General features: G+C 57.8%; 22 protein-coding genes. 19 read left to right on the plus strand and 3 right to left on the minus strand.

Going from position 1 to position 25,249, the window contains the following annotated elements; translation table 11 throughout:
- Nucleotides 1-206: 206 nt before the first annotated feature.
- The 9 genes from fdnG (at nucleotide 207) to JK231_RS14205 (ending at nucleotide 10,362) form a co-directional block, all read left to right on the plus strand.
- The gene (gene fdnG, locus JK231_RS14165; RefSeq protein WP_211728866.1) at nucleotides 207-3,254 is read left to right on the plus strand and encodes a formate dehydrogenase-N subunit alpha; all 3,048 of its coding nucleotides are present in this window, start codon (nucleotides 207-209) and stop codon (nucleotides 3,252-3,254) included.
- 10 nt (nucleotides 3,255-3,264) lie between these two features.
- Nucleotides 3,265-4,164: a formate dehydrogenase subunit beta gene (gene fdxH / locus JK231_RS14170; RefSeq protein WP_097118464.1), complete on the plus strand. Its 900-nt coding sequence runs from the start codon at nucleotides 3,265-3,267 to the stop codon at nucleotides 4,162-4,164.
- Nucleotides 4,164-4,805, plus strand: coding sequence for a formate dehydrogenase cytochrome b556 subunit (gene fdoI / locus JK231_RS14175; protein ID WP_211728867.1), 642 nt, complete (start codon nucleotides 4,164-4,166; stop codon nucleotides 4,803-4,805). Before fdxH ends, fdoI begins: the two co-directional genes overlap by 1 nt.
- Nucleotides 4,805-5,731, plus strand: a complete 927-nt coding sequence (gene fdhE, locus JK231_RS14180; RefSeq protein ID WP_034827709.1) for a formate dehydrogenase accessory protein FdhE — start codon at nucleotides 4,805-4,807, stop codon at nucleotides 5,729-5,731. The genes fdoI and fdhE overlap by 1 nt, the downstream gene beginning before the upstream one ends.
- Nucleotides 5,732-5,860: 129 nt before the next feature.
- A complete protein-coding gene (locus tag JK231_RS14185; protein ID WP_034827706.1) occupies nucleotides 5,861-6,472 on the plus strand; it encodes a glutathione S-transferase in 612 nt (203 codons plus the stop codon).
- 13 nt (nucleotides 6,473-6,485) lie between these two features.
- The gene (selA, locus tag JK231_RS14190) at nucleotides 6,486-7,865 is read left to right on the plus strand and encodes an L-seryl-tRNA(Sec) selenium transferase (protein WP_097118463.1); all 1,380 of its coding nucleotides are present in this window, start codon (nucleotides 6,486-6,488) and stop codon (nucleotides 7,863-7,865) included.
- Nucleotides 7,862-9,712 (plus strand): selenocysteine-specific translation elongation factor, encoded by a 1,851-nt coding sequence (selB, locus tag JK231_RS14195; RefSeq protein WP_160868658.1) that lies wholly within the window; start codon nucleotides 7,862-7,864, stop codon nucleotides 9,710-9,712. Before selA ends, selB begins: the two co-directional genes overlap by 4 nt.
- Nucleotides 9,713-9,821: 109 nt before the next feature.
- Nucleotides 9,822-10,106, plus strand: a complete 285-nt coding sequence (locus JK231_RS14200) for a type II toxin-antitoxin system ParD family antitoxin (protein WP_097118542.1) — start codon at nucleotides 9,822-9,824, stop codon at nucleotides 10,104-10,106.
- Nucleotides 10,072-10,362 carry a type II toxin-antitoxin system RelE/ParE family toxin gene (locus JK231_RS14205; RefSeq protein WP_211728868.1) on the plus strand — a complete coding sequence of 97 codons (291 nt, stop codon included), beginning with the start codon at nucleotides 10,072-10,074 and terminating at the stop codon, nucleotides 10,360-10,362. The genes JK231_RS14200 and JK231_RS14205 overlap by 35 nt, the downstream gene beginning before the upstream one ends.
- A gap of 48 nt (nucleotides 10,363-10,410) precedes the next feature.
- Here the strand turns inward: JK231_RS14205 and glyS are convergent, their stop codons facing one another.
- A complete protein-coding gene (glyS, locus tag JK231_RS14210; protein WP_211728869.1) occupies nucleotides 10,411-12,480 on the minus strand; it encodes a glycine--tRNA ligase subunit beta in 2,070 nt (689 codons plus the stop codon).
- A gap of 9 nt (nucleotides 12,481-12,489) precedes the next feature.
- On the minus strand, nucleotides 12,490-13,401 hold the full coding sequence (glyQ, locus tag JK231_RS14215) for a glycine--tRNA ligase subunit alpha (protein ID WP_034827699.1): 912 nt from the start codon (nucleotides 13,399-13,401) through the stop codon (nucleotides 12,490-12,492).
- A gap of 342 nt (nucleotides 13,402-13,743) precedes the next feature.
- Here glyQ and JK231_RS14220 point away from each other — a divergent pair, with 342 nt between their 5' ends.
- The 10 genes from JK231_RS14220 to JK231_RS14265 all read left to right on the plus strand — a co-directional run bounded on the left by JK231_RS14220 (nucleotide 13,744) and on the right by JK231_RS14265 (nucleotide 24,258).
- On the plus strand, nucleotides 13,744-14,136 hold the full coding sequence (locus tag JK231_RS14220; RefSeq protein ID WP_211728870.1) for a RidA family protein: 393 nt from the start codon (nucleotides 13,744-13,746) through the stop codon (nucleotides 14,134-14,136).
- On the plus strand, nucleotides 14,136-15,107 hold the full coding sequence (locus JK231_RS14225) for a D-2-hydroxyacid dehydrogenase (protein WP_211728871.1): 972 nt from the start codon (nucleotides 14,136-14,138) through the stop codon (nucleotides 15,105-15,107). Before JK231_RS14220 ends, JK231_RS14225 begins: the two co-directional genes overlap by 1 nt.
- An 86-nt stretch (nucleotides 15,108-15,193) precedes the next feature.
- Complete coding sequence (locus JK231_RS14230; protein ID WP_034827693.1) at nucleotides 15,194-16,090, plus strand: transporter substrate-binding domain-containing protein; 897 nt, start codon at nucleotides 15,194-15,196, stop codon at nucleotides 16,088-16,090.
- A 76-nt stretch (nucleotides 16,091-16,166) separates the two neighbouring features.
- Complete coding sequence (locus tag JK231_RS14235; protein ID WP_211728872.1) at nucleotides 16,167-17,693, plus strand: amino acid ABC transporter permease/ATP-binding protein; 1,527 nt, start codon at nucleotides 16,167-16,169, stop codon at nucleotides 17,691-17,693.
- Nucleotides 17,680-18,720 carry an alpha-hydroxy acid oxidase gene (locus JK231_RS14240; RefSeq protein ID WP_211728873.1) on the plus strand — a complete coding sequence of 347 codons (1,041 nt, stop codon included), beginning with the start codon at nucleotides 17,680-17,682 and terminating at the stop codon, nucleotides 18,718-18,720. The genes JK231_RS14235 and JK231_RS14240 overlap by 14 nt, the downstream gene beginning before the upstream one ends.
- Nucleotides 18,720-19,643, plus strand: a complete 924-nt coding sequence (locus tag JK231_RS14245; RefSeq protein ID WP_211728874.1) for an ABC transporter substrate-binding protein — start codon at nucleotides 18,720-18,722, stop codon at nucleotides 19,641-19,643. Before JK231_RS14240 ends, JK231_RS14245 begins: the two co-directional genes overlap by 1 nt.
- A complete protein-coding gene (locus JK231_RS14250) occupies nucleotides 19,643-21,019 on the plus strand; it encodes an amidohydrolase family protein (RefSeq protein WP_211728875.1) in 1,377 nt (458 codons plus the stop codon). Before JK231_RS14245 ends, JK231_RS14250 begins: the two co-directional genes overlap by 1 nt.
- 14 nt (nucleotides 21,020-21,033) lie before the next feature.
- Entirely contained in the window at nucleotides 21,034-21,795 is a 762-nt protein-coding gene (locus tag JK231_RS14255) for a GntR family transcriptional regulator (RefSeq protein ID WP_211728876.1), read from the plus strand.
- A gap of 36 nt (nucleotides 21,796-21,831) precedes the next feature.
- On the plus strand, nucleotides 21,832-22,947 hold the full coding sequence (locus JK231_RS14260) for a mandelate racemase/muconate lactonizing enzyme family protein (protein WP_160833330.1): 1,116 nt from the start codon (nucleotides 21,832-21,834) through the stop codon (nucleotides 22,945-22,947).
- Nucleotides 22,948-23,262: 315 nt separating this feature from the next.
- Nucleotides 23,263-24,258 (plus strand): acyltransferase, encoded by a 996-nt coding sequence (locus JK231_RS14265; RefSeq protein WP_200574062.1) that lies wholly within the window; start codon nucleotides 23,263-23,265, stop codon nucleotides 24,256-24,258.
- Here the strand turns inward: JK231_RS14265 and JK231_RS14270 are convergent.
- Entirely contained in the window at nucleotides 24,243-25,175 is a 933-nt protein-coding gene (locus tag JK231_RS14270; RefSeq protein WP_211728877.1) for a helix-turn-helix domain-containing protein, read from the minus strand. The genes JK231_RS14265 and JK231_RS14270 overlap by 16 nt on opposite strands.
- Nucleotides 25,176-25,249 lie beyond the last annotated feature (74 nt).

The raw sequence follows: 25,249 nt of genomic DNA on the forward strand, positions 1-25,249 counted from the left end.
TCTCACACTATTAGTTGGGTCATTGTGAGCCTCGGCCCAACGCATCACAAAAAATTTTGCCCGTCATGCGGATTGTGGCAAGGCAGTAAACCCATTCAAGCCGGGAGCTTACACCAGTAAGCGACGGGAACGAATGGGCGCAGGCCACGCAGCGACAATACGCACGACGCAGGCAAATTGTAGCAATGTCGACTCAAGGATTAACCATGAACGTCAGCCGAAGAAAATTCTTCAAAATCTGTGCTGGCGGTATGGCAGGGACATCGGCAGCACTCCTCGGCTTCACGCCAGAGGTGGCGCTGGCGGAAACGCGACAGTATAAGCTGCTGCGTGCCCGCGAAACCCGTAACACCTGCACCTACTGCTCAGTGGGCTGTGGCTTGTTAATGTACAGCCTCGGTGACGGCGCGAAAAACGCCAAAGAGACCATTTTTCACATTGAAGGCGATCCGGATCATCCGGTGAGTCGTGGTGCATTGTGCCCCAAAGGCGCTGGCCTGCTGGATTTTGTCCACAGTGAAAGCCGCCTGCACTACCCCGAATACCGCGCGCCAGGCTCCGATAAATGGCAGCGCATCAGCTGGGACGATGCCTTTGACCGTATCGCGAAACTGCTGAAAGCCGACCGTGACGCCAACTTTATCGCGCAGAACGCCGCAGGTGTTACCGTGAACCGCTGGCTCTCATCAGGCATGCTGTGTGCATCCGCATCCAGCAATGAAACTGGCTACTTAACCCAGAAATTTACCCGATCGCTCGGCATGTTAGCGGTCGACAACCAGGCACGCGTTTGACACGGACCAACGGTAGCAAGTCTTGCTCCAACATTTGGTCGCGGTGCGATGACCAACCACTGGGTCGACATCCGTAATGCCAATCTGATCGTTGTGATGGGTGGCAACGCCGCTGAAGCGCATCCTGTGGGATTCCGCTGGGCGATGGAAGCCAAGATTCACAACAAAGCCAAATTGATTGTTATCGATCCTCGCTTCACGCGTACGGCATCGGTGGCAGACTTTTACACGCCGATTCGTTCCGGCACCGACATTGCTTTCCTGTCGGGCGTGCTGCTGTGGCTGCTGCAAAATGACAAAATCCAGCATGAATATGTGCAGGCGTACACCAACGCCAGCCTGATAGTGCGCGAAGACTATCATTTTGATGACGGCCTGTTCAGCGGCTACGACGAAGCCAATCGCAAGTATGACAAAACCAGCTGGAACTATGAGCTGGGCGATGACGGCTTTGCCAAACGTGATGACAGCCTGCAACATCCACGCTGTGTGTGGAATCTGCTGAAACAGCACGTCAGCCGCTACACGCCAGAAATGGTGTCACGCATCTGCGGCACGCCGAAAGAGGACTTCCTGCACGTCTGCGAGCTGATCGGTGAGACCAGCGCGCGCGATCGCACCACCTCATTCCTGTATGCGCTGGGCTGGACGCAACACTCGGTCGGTGCGCAAAACATCCGCACCATGGCGATGATCCAGCTGCTGCTCGGCAACATGGGCATGGCCGGCGGCGGCGTCAACGCCCTGCGCGGTCACTCCAACATTCAGGGGCTCACCGATCTCGGCCTGCTGTCGCAAAGTTTGCCAGGTTATATGACATTGCCGTCGGAGAAACAGACCGATCTGCAAAGCTATCTCGCGGCCAACACGCCGAAACCGACGCTACCCGGCCAGGTGAACTACTGGGGTAACTACCCGAAATTCTTTGTCAGCATGATGAAGGCCTTTTTTGGAGACAAAGCGCAAGCAGAGAACAGCTGGGGATTCGACTGGTTGCCGAAGTGGGACAAAGGCTACGACGTTTTGCAGTACTTCGAGATGATGTCGCAGGGCAAAGTGAATGGCTATCTTTGCCAGGGCTTTAACCCGGTGGCCTCATTCCCGAACAAACGCAAAGTGATCGATTCACTGTCGAAGCTCAAGTTCCTGGTGACCATCGACCCGCTCAACACCGAAACCTCGACCTTCTGGCAAAACCACGGTGAGTTTAACGATGTGGATCCGGCGAAGATTCAGACCGAAGTGTTCCGCCTGCCCTCCACCTGCTTCGCGGAAGAGAATGGCTCCATCGTCAACTCCGGACGCTGGCTGCAGTGGCACTTCAAAGGTCAGGATGCGCCAGGCGAAGCGCTGAACGATGGCGAAATTCTCTCCGGCATTTACAGCCGTCTGCGAAAAATGTACGCCAGTGAGGGCGGTGCCTTGCCCGAACAGGTGCTGAACATGACGTGGAACTACCAGACGCCTGATAACCCGGCTTCGGAAGAAGTGGCGATGGAGAGCAACGGCAAAGCGCTGGCGGATGTGTTCGATGACAAAGGCACGTTGCTGGTGAAAAAAGGCCAGCAGCTCAGTAGCTTTGCGCAGTTGAAAGATGACGGCAGCACCAGCAGCGGCTGCTGGATTTTTGCGGGCAGCTGGACGCCAGATGGCAACCAGATGGCGCGGCGTGATAACACCGATCCGAGTGGATTGGGCAATACGCTGAACTGGAGTTGGGCATGGCCGCTCAACCGACGCATCCTCTACAACCGCGCATCGGCCGACCCGCAAGGGAATCCGTGGGATCCGAAACGGCAGATCCTCAAGTGGGATGGCAGTAAATGGGGCGGCATGGATATTCCGGATTACAGCACCGCCGCACCGGGGAGCAATGTGGGGCCGTTTATCATGCAGCCAGAAGGCATGGGCCGCCTGTTCGCGCTCGACAAAATGGCTGAAGGTCCTTTCCCGGAACACTACGAGCCGTTTGAAACGCCACTCGGCACGAATCCACTGCATCCGAACGTCATTTCGAACCCGGCAGCACGCGTGTTCAAAGACGATCTGGCGGCGATGGGTAAAGCCGAGCACTTCCCGTATGTCGGCACCACGTATCGTCTCACCGAGCATTTCCACTACTGGACCAAACACGCGTTACTCAATGCCATCGCGCAGCCGGAGCAGTTTGTGGAGATTGGTGAGAAGCTGGCCAACAAGCTGGGCATCGTGCAGGGCGATACGGTGAAAGTGAGCTCCAATCGCGGTTACATCAAAGCCAAAGCGGTGGTCACCAAACGCCTGCGCCCACTTGATGTGGATGGCAAAACCGTCGATACCGTCGGCATTCCGATTCACTGGGGCTATCAAGGCATTGCGAAGAAAGGCTTTATCGCCAATACCCTGACGCCGTTTGTCGGTGATGCCAACACGCAAACGCCCGAGTTTAAGGCGTTCCTGGTTAACGTTGAGAAGGTGTAGGAGAACGTAGATGGCTTATCAATCACAAGACATTATCCGCCGCTCCGCCACCAATGGTTTCACGCCTGCCCCGCAGGCGCGTAATCATCAGCAGGAGGTGGCGAAGCTGATCGACGTGACCACCTGCATCGGTTGCAAAGCCTGCCAGGTGGCGTGTTCAGAGTGGAACGACATCCGCGATGAGGTTGGGCATAACGTTGGGGTGTATGACAACCCAGCGGATCTGACCGCCAAATCCTGGACGGTGATGCGCTTCTCAGAAGTGGAGGAGAATGGCAAGTTAGAGTGGCTTATCCGCAAGGATGGGTGCATGCACTGCGCCGATCCCGGCTGCCTAAAAGCCTGTCCGTCCGAAGGTGCGATTATTCAGTACGCCAACGGCATCGTCGATTTTCAGTCCGAGCAGTGCATTGGCTGCGGCTACTGCATTGCCGGCTGTCCGTTCGACGTGCCGCGCCTGAATAAAGACGACAACCGCGTGTATAAATGCACGCTGTGTGTCGATCGTGTCAATGTTGGCCAGGAACCGGCGTGCGTCAAAACCTGCCCGACCGGCGCGATTCATTTCGGCAGTAAAACCGATATGCAGGCGCTGGCGGCAGAACGCGTGGCGGAGCTGAATACGCGCGGCTATGACAATGCGGGCTTGTACGATCCGGAAGGCGTCGGCGGCACGCATGTCATGTACGTGCTGCATCATGCTGATAAACCGCAGCTGTATCACGGTTTGCCAGAAAACCCGAGCATCAGTCCGGCGGTCACCTTCTGGAAAGGTATCTGGAAACCGCTGGCGGCCATCGGTTTCGCCGCCACCTTCGCTGCCTCGGTATTCCACTATGTCGGCGTCGGGCCGAACCGGGTGGAAGAGGATGAGGACGAGAACCTGCACGAAAAAGAGGAGCGCGAATGATGAAAAAGCGCGATAGTCTGGTGCGCTACAGCGCACCGGAACGCATCAATCACTGGATTGTAGCGTTCTGTTTTGTTCTGGCAGCCCTGAGCGGGCTGGGTTTCTTCTTTCCCTCCTTTAACTGGCTGATGCACGTTTTGGGCACGCCACAACTGGCGCGCATCCTGCATCCCTTTGTCGGCGTGGTGATGTTTGCTGCTTTTCTGATCATGTTTTTGCGCTACTGGAAACAGAATCTGATCAATCGCGAAGACCTGCTTTGGGCGAAAAACATCAATAAGATCGTACGCAATGAAGAGGTGGGTGATACCGGCAAATACAACTTCGGGCAGAAGTGTGTGTTCTGGGCTGCTATCATCAGCTTAGTCTTGCTGCTGGCGAGCGGAGTGGTTATCTGGCGTCCTTACTTTGCAGGCGCCTTTGCGATTCCGCTGATTCGCGCCGCTTTGGTGGTGCATTCGGTCTCAGCTGTGGCATTGATCGTGGTGATTATGGTGCACATTTATGCGGCCCTGTGGGTCAAAGGTACCATTACCGCCATGGTTGAGGGCTGGGTGCCGGCCGCGTGGGCAAAGAAACATCATCCACGCTGGTATCGTGAGCAGCGCCAACGCCAAACACAACAGGAAAAACGTCCCTGATGAGTATTCGCATTATCCCGCAGGACCAGCTGGAGAAAGGCGAAAAAAACACGGCGGAACAGGTTCCGCCGCTGCTTTTCCCTCGGCTGAAAAATCTGTACAGCCGCCGTGCAGCGCGTTTACGTGAGCTGGCAGCGAAGAATCCGCTGGGCGATTATCTGCGCTTTGCTGCCGTGATCGCGCAGGCGCAAGACATCGTGCTGTACGATCATCCGCTGCAACTCGATTTGCGCCAGCGTTTGGCCGAAAGCGCCGAACAGGGCAAGCCGCCGCTCGATATTCACACCTATCCCCGCGATGCCCACTGGCAGCGTCTGCTGCATTCGCTGATTGCCGAGCTGAAGCCCGAGATGAGCGGCCAGGCATTGGCGGTGCTGGAGAACCTGGAAAAAGCCTCCTCTTCCGAGCTGGAAGGCCTGGCCAGTGCGCTACTGGAGGGTGATTTTGCGCAGGTCAGCAGCGATAAAGCCCCGTTTATTTGGGCAGCGCTTTCGATCTATTGGGCGCAGATGGCAGCGCTGATCCCAGGCAAAGCCCGCGCAGAATACGGCGAGCATCGCCAGTTCTGCCCGGTGTGCGCCAGCGTGCCGGTGACCAGCGTGGTGCATATGGATGTGGGCCAGCAGGGGCTGCGTTATCTACACTGTAATCTGTGTGAAAGTGAATGGTATGTGGTGCGCAGTAAGTGCTCCAACTGCGAGCAAACGCGCGACCTGCACTATTGGTCACTCGACAGCGAAAGAGCCGCAGTGAAAGCCGAAAGCTGTGGTGACTGCGGCACCTATCTGAAGATGTTGTATCAGGAGAAGGATCCGGCGGTGGAACCGGTGGCCGATGACCTGGCCTCACTGGTGCTGGATGCGCGTATGGAGCAGGAAGGCTTTGCGCGCAGCAGCCTGAATCCATTTATGTTTCCTGGGGATTGAGCAAATTGCCGCTTTCCTACGAACTGTCGCGGCACGATTTATCGCGCTGTTTTTGAGCCAGACAACAACGTGTAATAAATCGCGCCGCTACAATTTGTGTACCTATCTCTGTCGCAAAGGAAACACCTGATGAAACTGATTGGCAGCTACACCAGCCCTTTTGTCCGCAAAATTTCAGTGATCCTGTTGGAAAAAGGCCTGGTGTTCGAATTTGTTAACCAGTCGCCTTGGGTGGAAGACAGCCACGTGCCGCACTATAACCCGCTGGGCAAAGTGCCTGCACTGGTAGACGATAACCATCTCACCTGGTTTGATTCTTCGATTATCGCCCAGGTCATTGAGCTACGCGGTGACGCCCCTGCTCTGTTGCCGGATGACGCCCTGCTCGCTCTGCAGGTACGTCAGCTGGAAAAGCTCGCCGATGGCATCAACGATGCCGCCGTGATGATTGTGCGCGAACAGATGCGCCCCGGCGATCAACAATCCGAAGAAGTGCTAATGCGTAATCGCGAGAAAATTTTGCGTGGGTTGGATGCGCTGGAAACGGCGGCGGCCCAGGGTGAACTCTTGAACAGCGGTACGCTCAATCTGGCCGACATCGCCACTGGCTGCATGATTGGTTATCTCAACTTCCGCCGGGTGCTGCCTAACTGGTGCGTGAACCGCCCGGCATTGATCAAGCTGGCCGATACGTTGTTTGCGCGGGAGAGTTTTGCCCGCACCGTTCCGCCTTCCAGCTAAGCTAAGCCACCCGATGAAAACACTGTATTCACAACTGCCTGCTATCGACAGCCTGCTGCGCGATCCCGCGATGCAGCCGCTGCTGCTGCAGACGGGCACCGCGTTTACCACCCGCCAGCTGCGCGCCATGCAGCAAGAAGCACGCACCCATATTCAACAGCATCAAACTTTACCCGGCTGGCATCTTAACTGGCCAGAGGAAGCGCAGCGCCGCGCGCAACAGCAGCAACAAAGCGCGCTGCGTCCGGTGTTCAATCTCACCGGCACGGTGCTGCACACCAACCTGGGCCGTGCGCAGTTAAGCACGCGCGCGATTGAGGCGGTCACTGCCTGCTTGCGCCAGCCGGTCACGCTGGAATATGCGCTGGATGATGCGTCACGTGGCCATCGCGATCGTGCGGTGAGTGCGCTGCTGTGTGAACTGACGGGGGCTGAAGCGGCCTGTATCGTGAATAACAATGCCGCCGCCGTGTTGCTGATGCTGGCAGCACTGGCGCCAGGTCGCGAAGTGATTGTCTCACGCGGTGAGCTGGTCGAAATCGGCGGCGCATTCCGCATCCCCGATGTGATGCGCCAGGCGGGCTGCCAGCTGGTTGAAGTCGGCACCACTAATCGTACCCATCTGAAAGATTATCGTGCTGGCATCAGCGACAACACCGGTTTGTTGATGAAGGTGCATACCAGCAACTACCAGATTCAGGGCTTCACCCATGCGGTAGCGGAAGCCGAGCTGGTGGCGTTGGCGGCGCAACATCAGCTGCCGGTGATCACTGATTTAGGCAGCGGTTCGCTCATCGACATGACCGCTTTTAATTTGCCCGCCGAGCCGATGCCGCAACAGCTGATTGCCGCCGGTGTGGATCTGGTGAGTTTTTCCGGCGATAAACTGCTGGGCGGCCCGCAAGCGGGGATTATCGTCGGCAAACAGGCGCTTATCGATCGGCTGCAACAGCATCCGCTCAAGCGTGCTTTGCGCGTGGATAAAATGACGCTGGCTGCGCTGGAAGCCACTTTGCAGCTTTATCGCCAGCCGGAAACATTGCGCGAAGCGCTGCCCACCCTGCGCTTGTTGACGCGATCGTCACACGAGATTTTGCAGCAGGCCGAACGGCTGATGCCTGCGCTGGAACACGCCTATGGCGCTGATTTTTCCCTTAATATCGCCGCCTGCTCGTCGCAAATCGGCAGCGGTTCATTACCCGTTGAACGCTTACCGAGTTTTGCCATCACGTTTAGCCCACGTGAATCTCACGGCAGCTCGCTGGATGCACTGGCGCAGCGCTGGCGTGCATTATCACAACCGGTGATTGGCCGCATCCAGGAAGGAAGACTGTGGCTGGATTTACGCTGCCTTGAAGATGAAGCGGCGCTGATACGGACCTTAACCACATGATTATCGCCACCGCTGGACACGTCGATCACGGTAAAACCGCACTGCTACAGGCGTTAACCGGTGTCGATGCCGATCGCCTGCCTGAGGAGAAACGGCGCGGCATGACCATCGATCTTGGCTATGCCTACTGGCCGCAACCGGATGGCCGCGTTGTGGGCTTTATCGATGTGCCAGGACACGAGAAATTCCTCGCCAATATGCTGGCGGGCATCGGCGGTATTCATCATGCACTGCTGGTGGTAGCGTGCGACGACGGTGTGATGCCGCAAACGCGTGAGCATCTGCAACTGCTAAGCCTGGTCGGGCAACCCCCGCTTAGCGTGGCGTTGACCAAAGCGGATCGCGTCGACGCCGTCCGTATCGCTGAAGTGCAGCATCAGGTGGCGGAGTTGACGCAGCAACTGGGCTGGCTGGCAGTACCGCAATTTGTCACCAGCAGTACCACCCAGCAAGGCATCGACGCGCTGCGCCAGCACTTGAGTGAACTACGCGCACCGGATGTCGATATGGGTCGCCGCTTCCGCCTCGCCATTGACCGCGCGTTTACCCTCAAAGGCAGCGGATTAGTGGTCACCGGCACCGCCCTGGCGGGTGAAGTCAGCGTGGGTGATACGTTGTGGCTCAGCCGCCTCAATTTGCCCGTGCGCGTGCGTTCGCTGCATGCGCAGAATCAGTCGGTAACGCGTGCGCAGGCTGGAGAACGTATCGCGCTGAATATCGTCGGCGATGTGGAGAAAGACCAGATTGCGCGCGGTGACTGGCTGCTGGCACAACCGCAACCTTCGGGCACCCAGCGACTGATCGTGGCGCTGCGTTTGCTACAGCCGTTAAGAAATCCCTCGCAGCCGGTACATCTTCACCATGCCGCCAGTCATGTGACTGGCCGACTGAACCTGATTGCGGGCGAACTGGCGGAACTGGTGCTCAACGAGCCGCTGTGGCTGGCGGAAAACGATCGGCTGATTATCCGCGACAGCAATGCACAACTCACGCTCGGTGGCGGACGGGTGCTGCTGCTGAACAGCAAGAAACGCGGCAAGCGCCATCCTGATTATCTTGACTGGCTGCAACAGCTGGCGGCGGCGGAAGCCGATGAAGAGAGTCTGCAGTCGCACCTGGCTCAGCAACCCGTCGACATGGCCGAGCTGAGTTGGGCACGCCAGCTGAGTGACGATGCACTCAACAACCTGCTGGACAAGGTGGCGCCCGTGCGACTCGGCAGCGCCATCATGGCTGTGGAACAGGCCAATGACTGGCAGCAGCGACTGCTGGAAGCGCTCACCGCGTTTCATCAGCAGCACCCTGAAGTGCCCGGCATTGGTCGCGATCGATTGCGTCGCGTGGCTCTCCCCCACCAGCCGCCGGAACAGGTTATCGCATTGATCGATCGGCTGCTTTCACAAGGCCAGTTGCAGCACCGGCAAGGCTGGTTGCATTTGCCGGATTTCGAACCGCGCTTCAATCCCCAGGAAGAAGCGCTGTGGCAGCAGGTTGGCCCACTGTTCAGTGACCAGCCGCTATGGGTACGCGACATCGCACTGGCCACCCAGCAAGATGAAGAAACCATTCGCAGCCTGCTGCTCTCCGCCGCGCGCCTCGGTCATATCACGGCGATCGTGCGCGATCGCTATTACCGCAGTGACCAGATCCAGATCTTCGCCGATCTGATTCGCCAGCGTGACGCCAACGGTGGCAGCACCAGCGCCGCCGATTTCCGCAATCAGCTCGGTACCGGGCGTAAAATCGCGGTACAGATTCTGGAATTCTTCGACCGCAGCGGTTTCACCCGCCGTCGTGGCAACGATCACCTGCTGCGCGATGCCCGCCTGTTCGACACCAGCACTTAATCCTTCGCGTTGCTTCGCAGTTGTCGCTGTAACTGCGCTGCAACGCCGATTCCGCATTGCTCAAAAATGTGCCAGGATGTAAGAATATTTCTTACATTGGGGCACGATGATGGCACGTACCATGACAATCGATTTAGGTGATGAACTGCGCGAGTTTGTTGAATCTCTGGTGGCTTCCGGTGATTACCGTACTCAAAGCGAGGTGGTGCGCGACTCGCTGCGTTTACTGCGTGAGAAGCAGGCGGCGTCGAAGCTGGAGGCGCTAAAAGAATTGGTAAGACAAGGATTCGAGAGCGGTCCTGGTAAAGAGTGGGACCATGAAGATTTTCTGAGACGAGCAAAAGCCAGGGTGGGCATTTATGAAAAGGATGATCACGATAAAACCGGAAGCTGATGCCGATTTGATGAAAATCTGGATTTACGGATACTGGAATTTTGGGGAGCAACTCGCAGACGCTTACAACCTTAAATTTTCCCAGCTCTTCGATAAAATTGCCCTGTTCGATTTAGGGCGAAAACGGCCTGATTTAGGTTATCAAATCTATTCACTTTCCTTCGGTCAGCACATTGTGATTTACCGTGCTGAGGTTGATGAGATCTTTATTGGGCGCATCTTGCACCACTCCCAGGAAGTCAGCGCCGAATTTTAAAAACAAAAAGGGACGATTTCTCGTCCCTTCGGCTCACTTCAACATCAGTTACTGCAGCAGAGAGATATCCGCCACCTGCAGGAACAGCGCGCGCAATTGCGCCAGCAGCGTCAGGCGGTTAATACGCACTTCCGCTTCATCGGCGTTCACCATCACGTTATCGAAGAAGTTATCGACCGCTTCACGCAATTGTGCCAGCTCCACCAGCGCATCCTGATAGCGGCCTTCCGCGAAGTACGGCTGCAGCTTGTCACCCAACGCCGTCACGAAAGTCGCCAGCTGGATCTCAGCGTTCTCTTTCAACAGAGATGCCTGCACGCTGTCGTTCAGGGTTTCGGTGGCTTTCGCCAGGATGTTGGACACACGCTTGTTGGCCGCAGCCAGCGACGATGCCGCTTCCAGCGTACGGAAGTGGGAAACCGCTTTCATGCGCGCATCGAAGTCCGCCGGGCGGGTTGGACGACGTGCCAGCACGGCCTGAATGGTGTCGACGCTGTGGCCCTCTTCCTGATACCAGGTACGGAAACGACCCAGCATGAAGTCGATCACTTCATCCACCACTTTGCCGTTGCTCAGCTTGCTGCCGTAGAGACGCACCGCTTCTTCGGTCAGGGTTTGCAGATCGAGTGGCAGGTTCTTCTCAACGATAATACGCAGCACGCCCAGCGCAGCACGGCGCAGTGCGAACGGGTCTTTATCGCCTTTTGGATGCTGACCAATGCCGAAGATGCCCGCAAGGGTATCCATCTTGTCAGCGATTGCGACAGCACAAGCCACGAGGTTCGATGGCAGTGCATCACCGGCAAAGCGCGGCTGATACTGCTCGTTCAGCGCCACCGCGACATCTTCGGCTTCGCCATCATGACGTGCATAGTGCATGCCCATCACGCCCTGAGTATCGGTGAACTCGAAGACCATGTTGGTCATCAGGTCACACTTCGACAGCAGGCCCGCGCGGGTGGCGTGGTTCACATCGGCACCAATCTGAGCGGCGATCCAGCCCGCCAGCGCCTGAATGCGGTCCGTTTTATCACGCAGCGTACCCAGCTCTTTCTGGAACAGTACGGTCTCGAGACGCGACAGGTTATCTTCAAGACGCTTTTTACGGTCAGTGTTGAAGAAGAACTCGGCATCGGCCAGACGCGGGCGCACGACCTTTTCGTTACCGGAGATGATTTGCTGCGGGTCTTTAGATTCGATGTTGGTGACGAAGATAAAGTTTGGCAGCAATTTACCGTCAGCGGAGTACACCGGGAAGTACTTCTGGTCACCCTTCATGGTGTAAACCAGCGCTTCAGCAGGCACCGCGAGGAACTTCTCTTCGAATTTCGCGGTGAGCACCACTGGCCACTCCACCAGCGAGGCCACTTCTTCCAGCAAGCTGTCGCTCAGATCGGCGATACCGCCCAACTGCTGCGCCGCCGCTTCCGCATCCGCTTTGATTTTGGCTTTACGGGTCGCAAAATCAGCCACCACTTTGCCGCGCTCCAGCAGCAATTGCGGATACTGATCGGCGTTGTCGAGTGTGAACTCTGACTCGCCCATAAAGCGGTGGCCGCGAATCACGCGATCGGACTGAATACCGAGAATCGTCGCCGGGATCAGCTCATCGCCCAACAGCAGCGTCACAGTATGTACCGGACGGACAAACTGCACGTCGCTTGCGCCCCAGCGCATCAGTTTTGGAATCGGCAGCTTGCTTAGTGCGGTTGCCACCATCGCGGGCAGCAGTGCCTGAGCACTCTCGCCTTTCACTGAAGCGCGATGCACCAGCCATTCGCCTTTATCCGTGCTCAGACGCTCAGCCTGATCCACGGTGATGCCGTTACCGCGCGCCCAACCTTCGGCTGCTTTGGTGGCATTGCCATCGGCATCAAACGCAGCAGCAATCGCTGGGCCACGTTTTTCCACTTCACGATCGGCCTGCGCTGTGGCCAATTGGGCCACCTTCAGCGCCAGACGGCGTGGAGAGGCAAACCAGCTCACCTCGCCATGTGCTAAACCGGCGCTGTCCAGTTCTGCGGTAAAGTGCGCAGCAAAGGCTTCTGCCAGGCTACGCAGGGCTTTCGGAGGCAACTCTTCGGTGCCAATTTCCACCAGGAAAGTTTTATCGGTCATGGCTGCCTCTTACTTGTTTTTATTGCACATGGGGAAACCGAGCGCCTCACGAGACGCGTAATAGGCTTCCGCCACGGCTTTCGTCAGGGTGCGGATACGCAGGATATAGCGCTGACGCTCGGTTACCGAGATCGCCTTGCGTGCATCCAGCAGGTTAAAGCTGTGTGCCGCTTTCAGGATGCGCTCATAAGCTGGCAACGGCAGGGGTTTTTCCAGCGCCAGCAGCTGTTGCGCTTCTTTCTCATACTGCTCGAAGCAGGAGAACAGGAAGTCCACATCCGCGTACTCAAAGTTGTAGGTCGACTGTTCCACTTCGTTCTGGTGGAACACTTCACCGTAGGTGGTTTGGCCAAATGGACCATCGCTCCACACCAGATCGTAAACACTGTCGACGCCCTGGATATACATCGCCAGGCGCTCAAGTCCGTAAGTGATCTCACCCGTCACTGGCTTACACTCCATGCCGCCCACCTGCTGGAAGTAAGTGAACTGCGTCACTTCCATGCCGTTGAGCCACACTTCCCAACCCAGCCCCCAGGCACCCAGCGTAGGGTTTTCCCAGTTATCTTCCACGAAGCGAATATCGTGTACGGTCGGATCCAGGCCCAGCTCTTGCAGTGAACCCAGGTACAGCTCCTGCAGATTGTCCGGGTTAGGTTTGATCATCACCTGGAACTGATAGTAGTGCTGTAAACGGTTCGGGTTTTCACCGTAGCGACCATCGGTAGGACGGCGTGAAGGCTGCACATAGGCGGTAGCCATCGGCTCTGGGCCAATGGCGCGCAGGCAGGTCATTGGGTGTGAAGTGCCAGCGCCCACTTCCATGTCCAGCGGCTGGACGATGGTGCAGCCCTGACGCGCCCAGTAATCCTGCAAGGTCAGGATCAGGCCCTGAAAGGTCTTGGTATCAAACTTTTGCATGTTGAGTACGCGATAAGGGTCGATTAAAAAAGAGTGCGACAGTATACCCTTTGACCGCGGATTGTGCAGCCGGAAATCCTGGCGCGCCGGGGAGTGGTTTTGCCACGGTTTAACCGGCTAAAACCTTGAGATAAGAAAATCGTATACGATTCAATCCAACACCTCCGCGAGCGCGTCACACCCTCACTTAACCCTTATTTTTCATAAAATTAACCACGCTATAATCAAATCCTATTACGTGACAGGCATCACCTTTTCGACCCGATGGTCAAAAATCGCGCATTGACACTTGTATAATCGTATACGAAATTGCGGTGAAACAGTTTTGCTTGGAATTTCACCATGAAGACCGCGATTGCTTATCCAGGAATGAATGCCAGTGACCGCCCAATGGGCCCGGCTCCGCTTTCCGCCGCCGTACTGCACGAACCGATGCTGTTTATCTCCGGCCAGGTGGCGATTGACCCCTACAGCGGTGAGATCAAGGGCAATGACATCGCCAGCCAGACGCGCCAGGTATTGAAAAACGTCGGCGATCTATTGAGCGAAGCGCAGATGACTTTCGATAACGTGGTGCGCGTGACGATCTATCTCACCGACCTCAGCACCTTCAGTGAGATGAACGCGGCGTATAGCAAGTTCTTCCAGTTTCCCTTCCCGGCGCGCGCCACCGTCGGTATTCAACTCAACCATCCTGACCTGCTGGTCGAGATGGAAGTCACGGCGATGCGCTGATGCATATTCATATCGAAAACGACGCCAGCGCCTCGCAGGCATTACATCTGACCCCGCAGCACCTGCAACAGCTGTTGGATGCCCATCCGCAACTGCGCGGTCACTTTACCCTGAGCGAAAACAGCCAAGCCGCGCATACCGCAGATTTCCTCGCCACCAGCGACATTTTGTGGAGCGGACGCAAGCTGGCGCTCGATACCTTCAGCTCACCACGTCTCGGCTGGGTGCAGGTGATGTCCGCCGGCGTTGAGCAGTGGCTGGCACATCTGCCGGAGGGCGTGACGCTGACCAATGCGTCCGGCGTGCACGGCGATAAAGGCGCCGAGTTCATTCTGATGGCGGCGTTGATGTTCAACTTTGGCATTCCGGGTTTTCTGCAGGATCAGGCTCAGCGCCTGTGGCGCCCAACCTTCGGCGGCTGCGCGCGTGGCAAAACGGTCTTGCTGCTCGGCGTCGGCGGTATCGGTGCCGCAGCGGCGAAACTGCTGACCGCGCAGGGCTACCGTGTGATTGGTGTGACGCGCAGCGGCCAGTGTGATGCCGACGTAGCGCGTTGTATTCGCATTGATGCGATGGACGATGTTCTGCCGCAGGTGGATGTCCTGGTCTCAACGCTGCCGCTCACGCCCCAGACAGACAAGTTGTTTGACCGTCGCCGTCTCGATCTGCTGCCTGCCCGCGCCGGCATCGTGATTGTCGGCCGTGCCGCCGTGTTCGACTACACCGCGATGCGCGAAAAACTGTGCGCCGGTGAACTGGCCGGTGCGGTTCTGGATGTTTATCCGCAAGAGCCGCTGCCAGTAGACGATGCGCTGTGGAGCACGCCGGGCGTGGTGATGACACCGCACTGCAGTCTGGACGATCACAGTGCCTACCTTGAGGGCTGCCTTGAGGTGTTTATCGATAACCTGGTGCGTTTCCGCAGTGGCCATCCGCTGCGCAACCAGGTTGATGTTGCAAGAGGTTATTGAAGTCGCAGTACCGATAAAAGCCGTAAGACGTTCATAAAACACAAGGTCATCGCTTACACATTCACCAGCACCAGGGGAACCTTATTATGAAATTTGCACGCATCGCATTACTGATCTCTGGCATCACCGGCACGCTGTTAGCGGGCCTTTCCAGCGCCCATGCCGCCAGCACCGACCCGATTACGCCAACCGCCAGCGATTTTGCGGCGATGGCGCAGTGCAAGGCGCTGCAGACCAAATACCCGTCACTCAAAGGCAAAGATCTGGTGGTAGGCCTGGGTGGCTACACCAAAGGCTTCGAAGCCCCTTCCGAAAAAGACCCAAGCATTATTGAAGGTCTCGATCCTTCGCTGTTCGAACGTATCAGCAGCTGCCTTGGGGCAAAACACAGTTATCAGACCGGTTCGTTCAACGTGCTGCTGACCTCCATCTCCAGCGGTCGTGCCGATATCGGTCCGATGCTGTATGTCACCGATGAACGTCTGAAGCAGATCGCTTTTGTCGCCTCCATGCAGGTGCAGGATGGCTCGATTCTGGCGAAGGGCAATCCAAAGAAAATCACCACCGTGGATGACCTGTGCGGCAAAACCGTGGCCGCCGCTGCCGGTTCTTACGAAGCCAACAAGTTGGTGCCCGAGCAGAGCGCCAAATGCACCGCCGCGGGTAAGCCAGAAGTCAGCATGCTGATGGTGCAGAACACTGACAACAGTATTCAGGCGGTGAAAAGCGGTCGCGCCGACATCTATCTGACTGAAGCCGGATCCGCCATCGCCATCGCCAAAGCTGACAAAACGCTGGAAAGCGGCTTTACCGTTGACCTGCCGATCATGGTTGGCTTCCCCATCGCCAAAGACAACACCACGCTGCGCAGTGCAGTGATGGATGCAATGAAGGTGATTCAGGAGAGCGGTGCGCAGAAGAAATTGCTGGATTACTGGGGTCAGGGCAGCGCGGCTGAACGCCCGGTTGTTGCACGTGGTTAATGCATAAACTCAGTCGGATCAATTGGGTTGCTGCTTCACGGGCAACCCAAGCGATCGCATTGAGGGAGATAACGCCTTGGATGATTTTCTTAAGTACCTGACCTTCCCTTACCTGTGGGAAGGGGCCGTTATCGCTGTTCAGCTGCTGGTAGGCGCATTAGCGGGCGGCATCCTGATTGGCTTTTTCCTGGCGTTGGCCAGCACCTCAAAGCACTGGTTTATCCGTGTGCCGGTGAAAACGTACATCTATCTGCTGCGCGGCACGCCGGTGCTGCTGCAACTGATTCTGCTCTACAACGTACTGCCAGAGTTCGGCCTGCGTTTCAGCCCGTTCACCAGTGCTCTGCTGGCGTTGATGATCAACGAAACCGCCTTCTGCGCCGAGATTATTCGCGGCGGCATTATGGCCACCGATCGCGATCAGAGCATGGCAGCGCAGGCCTTTGGCTATTCGCGCACCAAAGAGATGATCCACGTGGTGATTCCGCAAGCACTGCGCGCCATTCTGCCGACCATGGGCAATGAAACCGTCGGCCTGCTGAAATCCACTTCGCTGGCTTCTGTAGTGGGTGTGAATGAGTTGACGATGCGTGGCCAGGCCATCGTATCGCAGAACTTCCTGTTTATTCCGGTGCTGGTCGCTTCGGGCGGCATTTACCTGATTCTCTCTACGCTGCTGGCAGGCGGTCAGTGGTGGCTGGAGAAGTTTTATAACCTTGATGAGCGTGCCCGCCGTGCCCGTGCGCGGTTGGCAAAACTGCCACCGGAAGCGGACGTGATGGCGATGCAGTTGCCGAAACGTCGCTGGGATACGCAAACCGCCGCACCGGTGCTGGAAGTCGACAACCTGTGCGTCGAATACGCCGGTAAAGCGGTACTGAAATCCCTGTCGCTGACTGTACGCCGTGGCGAAGTCGTGGTGCTGCTCGGTCGTTCCGGCTCCGGTAAAAGTACCCTACTGAAATCGATTCTGGCGCTGACGCCACGCAGTAGCGGCACCATTCAGACCGAAGGCCACTTTATGGGCAGCGATGAAAACGGCCGCCCACTGGCTGCCCGCCATCTGCCGGCTAACCGCGCCAAATCCGGCATCGGTATCGTGTTCCAGCACTTCGCGCTGTTCGATCACCTCACCGCGCTGGAAAACGTGATGAGTATTCTGCTGCGCGTGCAGGGTGCCCAACCCGAAATCGCCCGCGCTAAAGCAATGCGTGCCCTGAAGATGGTGGGATTACAGGATTTCGCCGCCTCGCTGCCGCATGAGCTATCAGGCGGGCAGAAACAGCGTGTCGGCATCGCCCGTGCGCTGGCAGCAGAACCGCAAATCCTGCTGTTCGATGAGCCGACCTCAGCGCTCGACCCTGAGCTGGTGCGTGAAGTGAACCAGACCATGCGCAGCCTGGCGCAAACCGGCATTACCATGATTATCAGTACCCATGACATTGCCTTCGCGGCGGGCGTGGCCGATCGCGTGGTGTTCCTGCAGAACGGGGCGCTGATTGAAGAAGGGCCACCGGCGATTTTGCAGAATCCCAAAACGCCGGCTTTTGCCACCTTCCTCGAACATGAAAATGCCACGGAGGCCCAGCATGCCAATGCATGATCTTGCGGCGCGTGAACGTCTTGGCGATGCGCTGTTCCGCTATATGCAGGGGCAGCCCGCCGATGCGATCGCTGACGAACCGGATGCTAACCAGCAGGCGCTGCGCCGTTTTCGCTTGCTGCCGCGTGTACTGCAGGGCAATGAGGCGATCAGCACCCAGACCACCATCCTCAATCAAAGCTGGTCTGCTCCGCTCGGCGTCGGTGCCTTTGCGGGTGATCGCATCTTCCATGAAGAGGGATTGCTGCCGATTGCCCGCGCCTGTAAACGTCTGCAACTGCCGCTGGTGATCTCCGAAGAGACGGTCACGCCGCTGAAACAGATTGGCGCGGAGTACGACCGCTGCTGGCTTCAGCTACGCGCGGCAGGTGATGTTGGGCGTATCAAAGATTTGATCGATCAGGCTGCACAAGCCGGATTCAAAAATATCGTTCTCACCGTGCTGGCACCGGTGCATCCGGTGCCGGGATTACAGCCAGGCGGCTTCTCAATTGGTGAAGCGCTCAAACAGCGCGGCTGGCACACCGTCGGCGGCACGCAACCAGGCGTTGAACCCTTGCCGGCCTTTCCGGTGTGGCGCTGGCAGGAAATTGACGAGGTGGCCGCACACTGCGCTGCGCGTCAACTGCCGCTGTGGCTAAAAGGCATTTTGCATCATGACGATGCGGCACCGGCGGCACAGCACGGTGTGAGCGGCATCATCGCCTCGAATATTGGCCTGCGCCAAAGCGCGCGCTGGGCCACACCGGTCGATCAGCTCGCCGATTTACAGGCGGTCACTCGTCTGCCGCTGCTGCTGGATGGCGGCGTGCGCTGCGGCAGCGATGCTGTGGTGGCACGTTGCCTCGGCGCCTCGCTGTCACTCAGCGTGCGACCGATCATCAGCGCCCTGGTAGCAGGTGGCGAAAGCGCGGTGTTCGATCTGCTCTCCGGCTGGATCAATGAAATCACCGCCATTAGCCACTGGTGCGGCGTCAGCGACATGGCTGCGCTCAACGGCAGTTTTGTTACGGAGGTGCGTGGCTGATGCAGACGTTAATCTTCAATCAGGGCGATGCCAGCGAATCCCGCATCTATTACTGCGCCCACTATTTGGCCGACAGCCTCGGCTTGTTCGCCGCCGAGCAGTTGCAGGTCACCTTCACCACCAGCGCATCGGGCGGGCATACCGTGCAGGGCGGACAGGTGCCGGCTGTGTTGAGCCGCGAAGCGGATCTCACGCTGGGCGGACCGATGGTGGTGATGAAGCATTACCAGCAGCACGGCGCTGAGTTGCAGTGCTTTTGCGCCTCGGTCGCCGCCAACCCGTGGTTTCTGGCGGCAGCAAAGACTCAGCCCGATTTTCAGCTCAGTGATTTGCGCGGTAAACGCGTGCTGGATGTCGGTAATGTCGGCACCGCTACGCTGACCTTCCGCTGGCTGCTGTCCCAGCATGGTTTGTTGGATCAGGTGGAGCTGATTGCCGGTAGTGGCGATCAGGCCCGCGATTTCGCGGCTGTGGCTAGCGGTGAAGCTGATTACGCGCTGCACGCCATGCATATGCTGGCACCAGCGATTGCCGCCGGGCAATTAAGCAGCATCAGCAGCCTCGCTTTGCTGTGCGGCAAGGTGCCGTGGAGCGCCTATATTGCCCGGACCGATGTCCTCACGGAGAAAGCCGCTGCGTTTGCTGCCTTCTCTCGCGCTATCGAACAGGCACTGGCGTGGATCGCCACGCATGATGCCGAAACACTGGCCGCACAGGTGCAGCACTTTTATCCCGATTATCCGCTTGATGCGCTGATCACCGGTTTAGCCGCGTATCAGCAAGCGCACGTCTTCGCGCCCAGCGGCCTGATTCCAGCCGATGAATTTGACCACTTCAGCCAGTTGCTGAGCGCTATCGGCTGGCTGGATCCTTCTCAACCCGTGCCCTATGGCGCACTGGTGACGCAAGCAGGAGCAGAGTGATGAAACAATTAATTATCAACGGCCTGGTAGTGACAGAAACCCGCGCCGCGCCCGCCGATGTGCTGATTGAGAATGGCAAAATCAGCGGCCTGCTGATGCCGGGTGCCCTCGCTGACGGCGTCGATGAGATCATTGATGCGCAGGGGCTAATCATCGTACCCGGCGCGATTGATGTGCATACCCATTTCACCGGCTCGCACGATTTCCCTGAACAGGAGCTGCGCCAAGGCACGCGTGGTGCGGCTGCGCACGGCGTCACCACCATCGTTGAGATGCCGCACTCACTGCCGCCCGCCACCAGCCTCGCTAACTTCACCGCCAAGCAGCGCTGGCTGGCGGACAACTGCTCGGTGGATTACGCCATGTGGGCCGGACTGGATGGCCGCAATGTGCACGAGTTAGCGGCGCTGGATCAGGCGGGCGCACTGGCGTTCAAAGCGTTCCTGTGTAGCGGCGCGCCCAATGGTGAAGCCACTGACGAGAAAGGCTTACCGCGCCTCGACGATGATGGCTTGCTGCGTGCGATGCGTGAACTGGCCACCTTTGACGGTTTGATTGGCGTCCACGCTGAGAACCACGACATTCTGATCGGTGCCGGCAGCGAACTGCGCCGCGCTGGACGCAAAGATACCCGCGCGCATGCGCTGGCCGGGCCAGAAATCGCCGAAATCGAAGCCGTGGGTCGCGTTTTGGCGGTGGCGGAAGAGACCGGCGCACGCTGCCACATCGTGCACGTCAGCTCCGCGCGCGCTGCCGAAACCATCGTCGCCGCCAAAAGTAAGGTGCGCGCCAGCTTCGAAACCTGTCCGCACTATCTGATTCTGGATGAAGACGATCTGGTACGCATCGGTCCGAATGCGCGCTGTGGCCCGCCGATCCGCCCACGTCCGGTGGTGGATGCGCTCTGGCAGGTGCTGCTGCGCGGCGACGTCGACATGATCGCCTCTGACCACTGCCCCTACACCCCGGCACAGAAACAAGCCGGTGAAGCCAGCATCTGGGACGCCGGTATGGGGCTAACCGGTGTTGAGACATTAAGCCCGATGTTCTTCAGCGCGGCGCATATCGATCGTGGTCTGGCCCTTACGGAATTTGCCCGCATGACCGCCAGCGGCCCGGCTAAAGCCTTCCAGCTGTGGGGCAAAAAAGGCGCTATTGCACCCGGCTTCGATGCCGACTTGGTGTTTATCGATGCGCAGCAGAGCTGGATCGTGGAGGGGGAAAAATTCCAGGGACTCGGCAAATGGAGCGCATTTGAAGGCATGCGCTGTCAGGGTAAAGTGGTGCGCACACTTATTCGTGGTGTCACGGTATTCCAGGATGACCAGATGCAGGTTGAACCCGGCTTTGGTCAGTTCGTGACCCGGCAGGTATAAACAGGACAATCACCATGGCAGGAAAATCATCCACCCCAAGCCGTAAAAGCAGCGCACCGCTGGCGCAGGAAGCCGCTTCAGACGGCAACTGGCAAGCTGCGCGTCCGCGCACGCTGGTCGATCACGCCGTCGATGCGATTCTCAGCGCCGCCTCGCGCGGATTGATTTTACCCGGCGACCGTATTGCCGAACCGGATCTGGTGGCAAAACTCGGCATGAGCCGCGTGCCGATCCGTGAAGCGCTGCGCATTCTTGAAAGCCAGGGCATCGTCACCAGCGAGCCGTATAAAGGCATCCGTTTGATGGAGATTTCCCATCAGCGGCTGGAGCAGATTATTGATGTGCGCATCCCACTGGAAACATTGGCCTGTCGCCGTGCGATTGAAGCCGGACGCAACGGCGCTGAACAGCTCACTCTGCTGTATCAGGGCGTGGCACAAATGCAAACCATGATGCAAAACGATGATGTGTATGGCTTTGCCTCGGCGGACACCGATTTCCATCGCACGCTGTGCAGCTTCGCCCACAACCCGGTATTGAGCAATTTGTGGGAGTCAATTGCGCGCCAGCTGACGGTGATTTTTGGCCTCTCCACCATGGGCAAATCGATGAGCGACATCATTGAAGAGCACCAGCGACTGATCAACGTGTTCGCCGAGGGCGACATCGCGCAAATGACCGATGAAATTGAAAACCACATCCGCATTCAGGCACTGGATGTGGATTACGAGACCTTGATTACGCAGCGCCGACAGCAGCGTTCCGCTGCGGGCTGATGCTTTATTGATTGCCTTTACACCAGGAAAACCACGATGAAGATCACCAACGTTGAAGCGTTTTATCTGCGTCTGCCGGTTATTGAGCAGCGCACCGATAGCTCGCAGGATGCACTGCTTATCAAAATCACCACCGATGCGGGCATCACCGGTTGGGGTGAAGTGGATGGCAGCCCGTATGTCACCAAAGCCATTATCGAAGCACCCTATTCGCACACCATGGTCACCGGACTGAAATCGCTGCTGATCGGCGAGAACCCGCTGGAGACCGGCCGTTTGTGGAAGAAGATGCACAAAGCCACCATCTATTACGGACGCAACGGTGCCGTGCTGCAGGCGATGGCGGGCATTGATATCGCCCTGTGGGACATCAAAGGCAAAGCGCTGGGCAAACCGATTGTTGAACTGCTGGGCGGTGCGATGCGCGACAAGATGCGCGTTTACTCCTCCAACATGTTCCAGTACAGCGTCGAAGAGACGGTGGCGCGCGCGCAGCACGCCATCGATACTGGCCACACTGGCGTGAAGTTTGGCTGGGAGCCGTTTGGCACCGATGAAGCGCTGGATCTGCGCTATCTGGAAGCGCTGCGCACCGCGATGGGCGACAGCGTGGATCTGATGCTGGATGTCGGCCACGTCTGGGATGCGAAGACCACCGTGCGCCGCAGCCAGCGTTATGAACATCTCAACCTGTTCTGGATCGAAGAGCCGCTGCACCCGGATAACTACGCCGGTTACGGCCAGGTGTCTGCCGCCTGCCAGCAGCACATCGCCGCCGGTGAGCAAGAGTGTTCGGTGGTTGGCTTCCAGCGCCTGATTGATGAAGGCGGTATCGACATCGTGCAGATCGATCTGACACGCACCGGCTTTACCCAGGCGATGGAGATCGCCAGCTACGCGCACAGCCGTGGTCGAAAAGTGTGTAACCACAACTTCACCACCGACATCAACACCGCCGCCTCGCTGCATTTCCTGTGTGCGATTGAGAACGCGCTGGTGATGGAGTATTGCGTGGAGCCAGGTGAGATCAGTCGCTCGCTGGCGAAAAAACCGGTGCGCATCGCCGACGGTTACGCCTGGTTACCGAGTGAGCCAGGTCTGGGCGTAGAGCCGAACGAAGCGGTAATCGAGAAGTTCCTCGTCCGCGATTAAGCCACCGCCAGGCAAACACCGGATGCGTGATTAATCCATTGTTCAGCACACTCTTGGTCGCGACGCGATTTATCGCCTAAGGTTCATCCGTTTTATTCGCCAAAGCGGCCACGGTTAAACGTGGCCGCATTTTTCATTTGAATGAGCATGCTGGCGTGCAAGCCAAAGCACCACGGCTATTGCCGGGCTGTCCTCACGCTGCGACCAGGCAGTGTCACCCGTAACAGAGTGATCCGAATTTCAGTCCCAAAGGTTGTTGACGCATCACGCTGTGACTACCCTTCTTCGCACGGACGTATTGCCGACGAGGAAGCCATGTCGCAAAAAATACACTGGATCGACAACTTACGTGCGGTTGCCTGCCTGATGGTGATCGTCATTCACACCACCACCTGGTATATCACCGGCCCGATGGCCGTCACGGGTATTAGCTGGGATGTGGCGAACCTGCTCAACTCCGCGTCGCGCGTCTGTGTGCCGCTGTTCTTTATGATTTCAGGCTATCTGTTCTTTGGCGAACGCAGCGCGCAAGGGCGACATCTGCTGCGCATCGTACTGTGTTTATTGTTCTACAGCGCGGTGGCGCTGGCCTACATCACCTGGCTGACGCCGATTAGCGAAGGTCGTTCGCTGCTAAAACTGCTGCAAAAACCGGTGTTCTATCACCTGTGGTTTTTCTTCGCCATTATCGGCATCTACCTGCTGTCGCCATTGATTCAGGTGAAAAGCGTGCAGCCGCGCTACGTCGCATTGCTGGTCGTGGTGCTGGCGGTGCTGGCCAATCCCAACACCGTGAGCCAGTCGCTGGGGCCGTTTCATTGGTTGCCGGTGAATCTTTACGTCAGCGGCGACAGCATTTACTACCTGCTGTACGCGCTGCTGGGGCGGGCGATTGGTTGCATGGACACCGATAAGCGCGGCATCAGCTGGCTGGCGGGATTGGGCTTTATCGCCTGCTGGATTGGCATTACGCTCGGCACCAAACAGATGCTAAAAATCAACGGCGCATTCAACGATACCTGGTATCTCTACTGCGGCCCGCTGGTGTTTATCGCTGCTATCAGCTTGCTGGTGCTGTTCAAGAATGTGCTGAACAGCCGCACACTGCCGATGCTGGCGACGATTTCGCGCTATTCACTGCCGATATATGGCTTTCACGCGCTGTTTATCCACTATCTGCGCACCAACCATTACGACGATATGTCACGTCCGTGGCTGGATCTGCCGTGGGTATTTGGCATCACGCTGATCGGCAGTTTGCTGCTGGCGATGCTGCTCAAACGCGTGGATAAACATCATCTGGTAAGCTGATCGTCCCAGCGCTGATGCGCGCGACGCAACTGGCGTGCCGAGGAGAACCCGGCCGCCAGAGCAGCTTTCTCCGCCGCTTCGCCCTGCTGCTGGCGCTGGCGCGCAATCACCAAACGCAGCTGTTCATGGTATTCGCGCACGCTGATGCCGAGATGCTGGCGGAACAGGCGCGTGAGATGACGCTCACTGACATGCGCGCGCTCGGCCAGCGCGGTCAGTGACCAGTCATGCTCGGGATGGGCGATCATCACGTCCTGCGCCCGGTGAATCGCCGGATGCAGGTGATTGCGATAGCGCAGCCACGGCGAGAGCTGGGGATCGTCACCCGAACGCCGGAACCACACCACCATTTCCCGCGCCACCTTCAGCGCCTGCGGTGCGCCGCAAAGCCGGTTGATCATATGCAGCGCCAGATCGATGCCCGCCGTGATACCCGCGCTGGTCCAGATGCCATGATCTTCCACAAACACGCGGTTATCCTTCACTAACGCTTCCGGTGCGGCGGCTTTCAGGCGCGGTAACACATCGTGGTGAGTGGTGCATTGCACACCATTTAGCAATCCGGCCTGCGCCGAGAGCAGTGCACCGGAACAGATGCAGACTAATGTGATGCGTTTAGACTGGATGGCGGACTGCTGCGAGCGGAGCCAGTCGCGCGCGGCGGCGGCAGGTGCCGTATCGAACCAGACTTTGGAGTCATACACGCCGGGCACCACCAGCAGGCTGTTATCGGGTAGCTGCTCGGGAAGTGGCGCAATATCCGCGATCGTCATGCCGGTGGAGCAGCGCACGCTGGCTTGCGGGCCAATGTAGTGCAGAGCAAAAAAGCCATCCGCCAGTTGCAGCGTTTCCGCCGGACCAGTGAGATCGAGCGCCATCACGCCAGGAAGAACCAGAAAATAGACGGGCTGCGGCATTAAAGGCTCCAGGGTAGGTGATGTGTTTTTCCCTCAGCCTCTGCGTTGCAGAGAACTGTTCGAGGGTTAACGTA

This window comes from Pantoea sp. JGM49 (genome assembly GCF_018257655.1).
GTDB lineage: Bacteria > Pseudomonadota > Gammaproteobacteria > Enterobacterales > Enterobacteriaceae > Pantoea > Pantoea communis.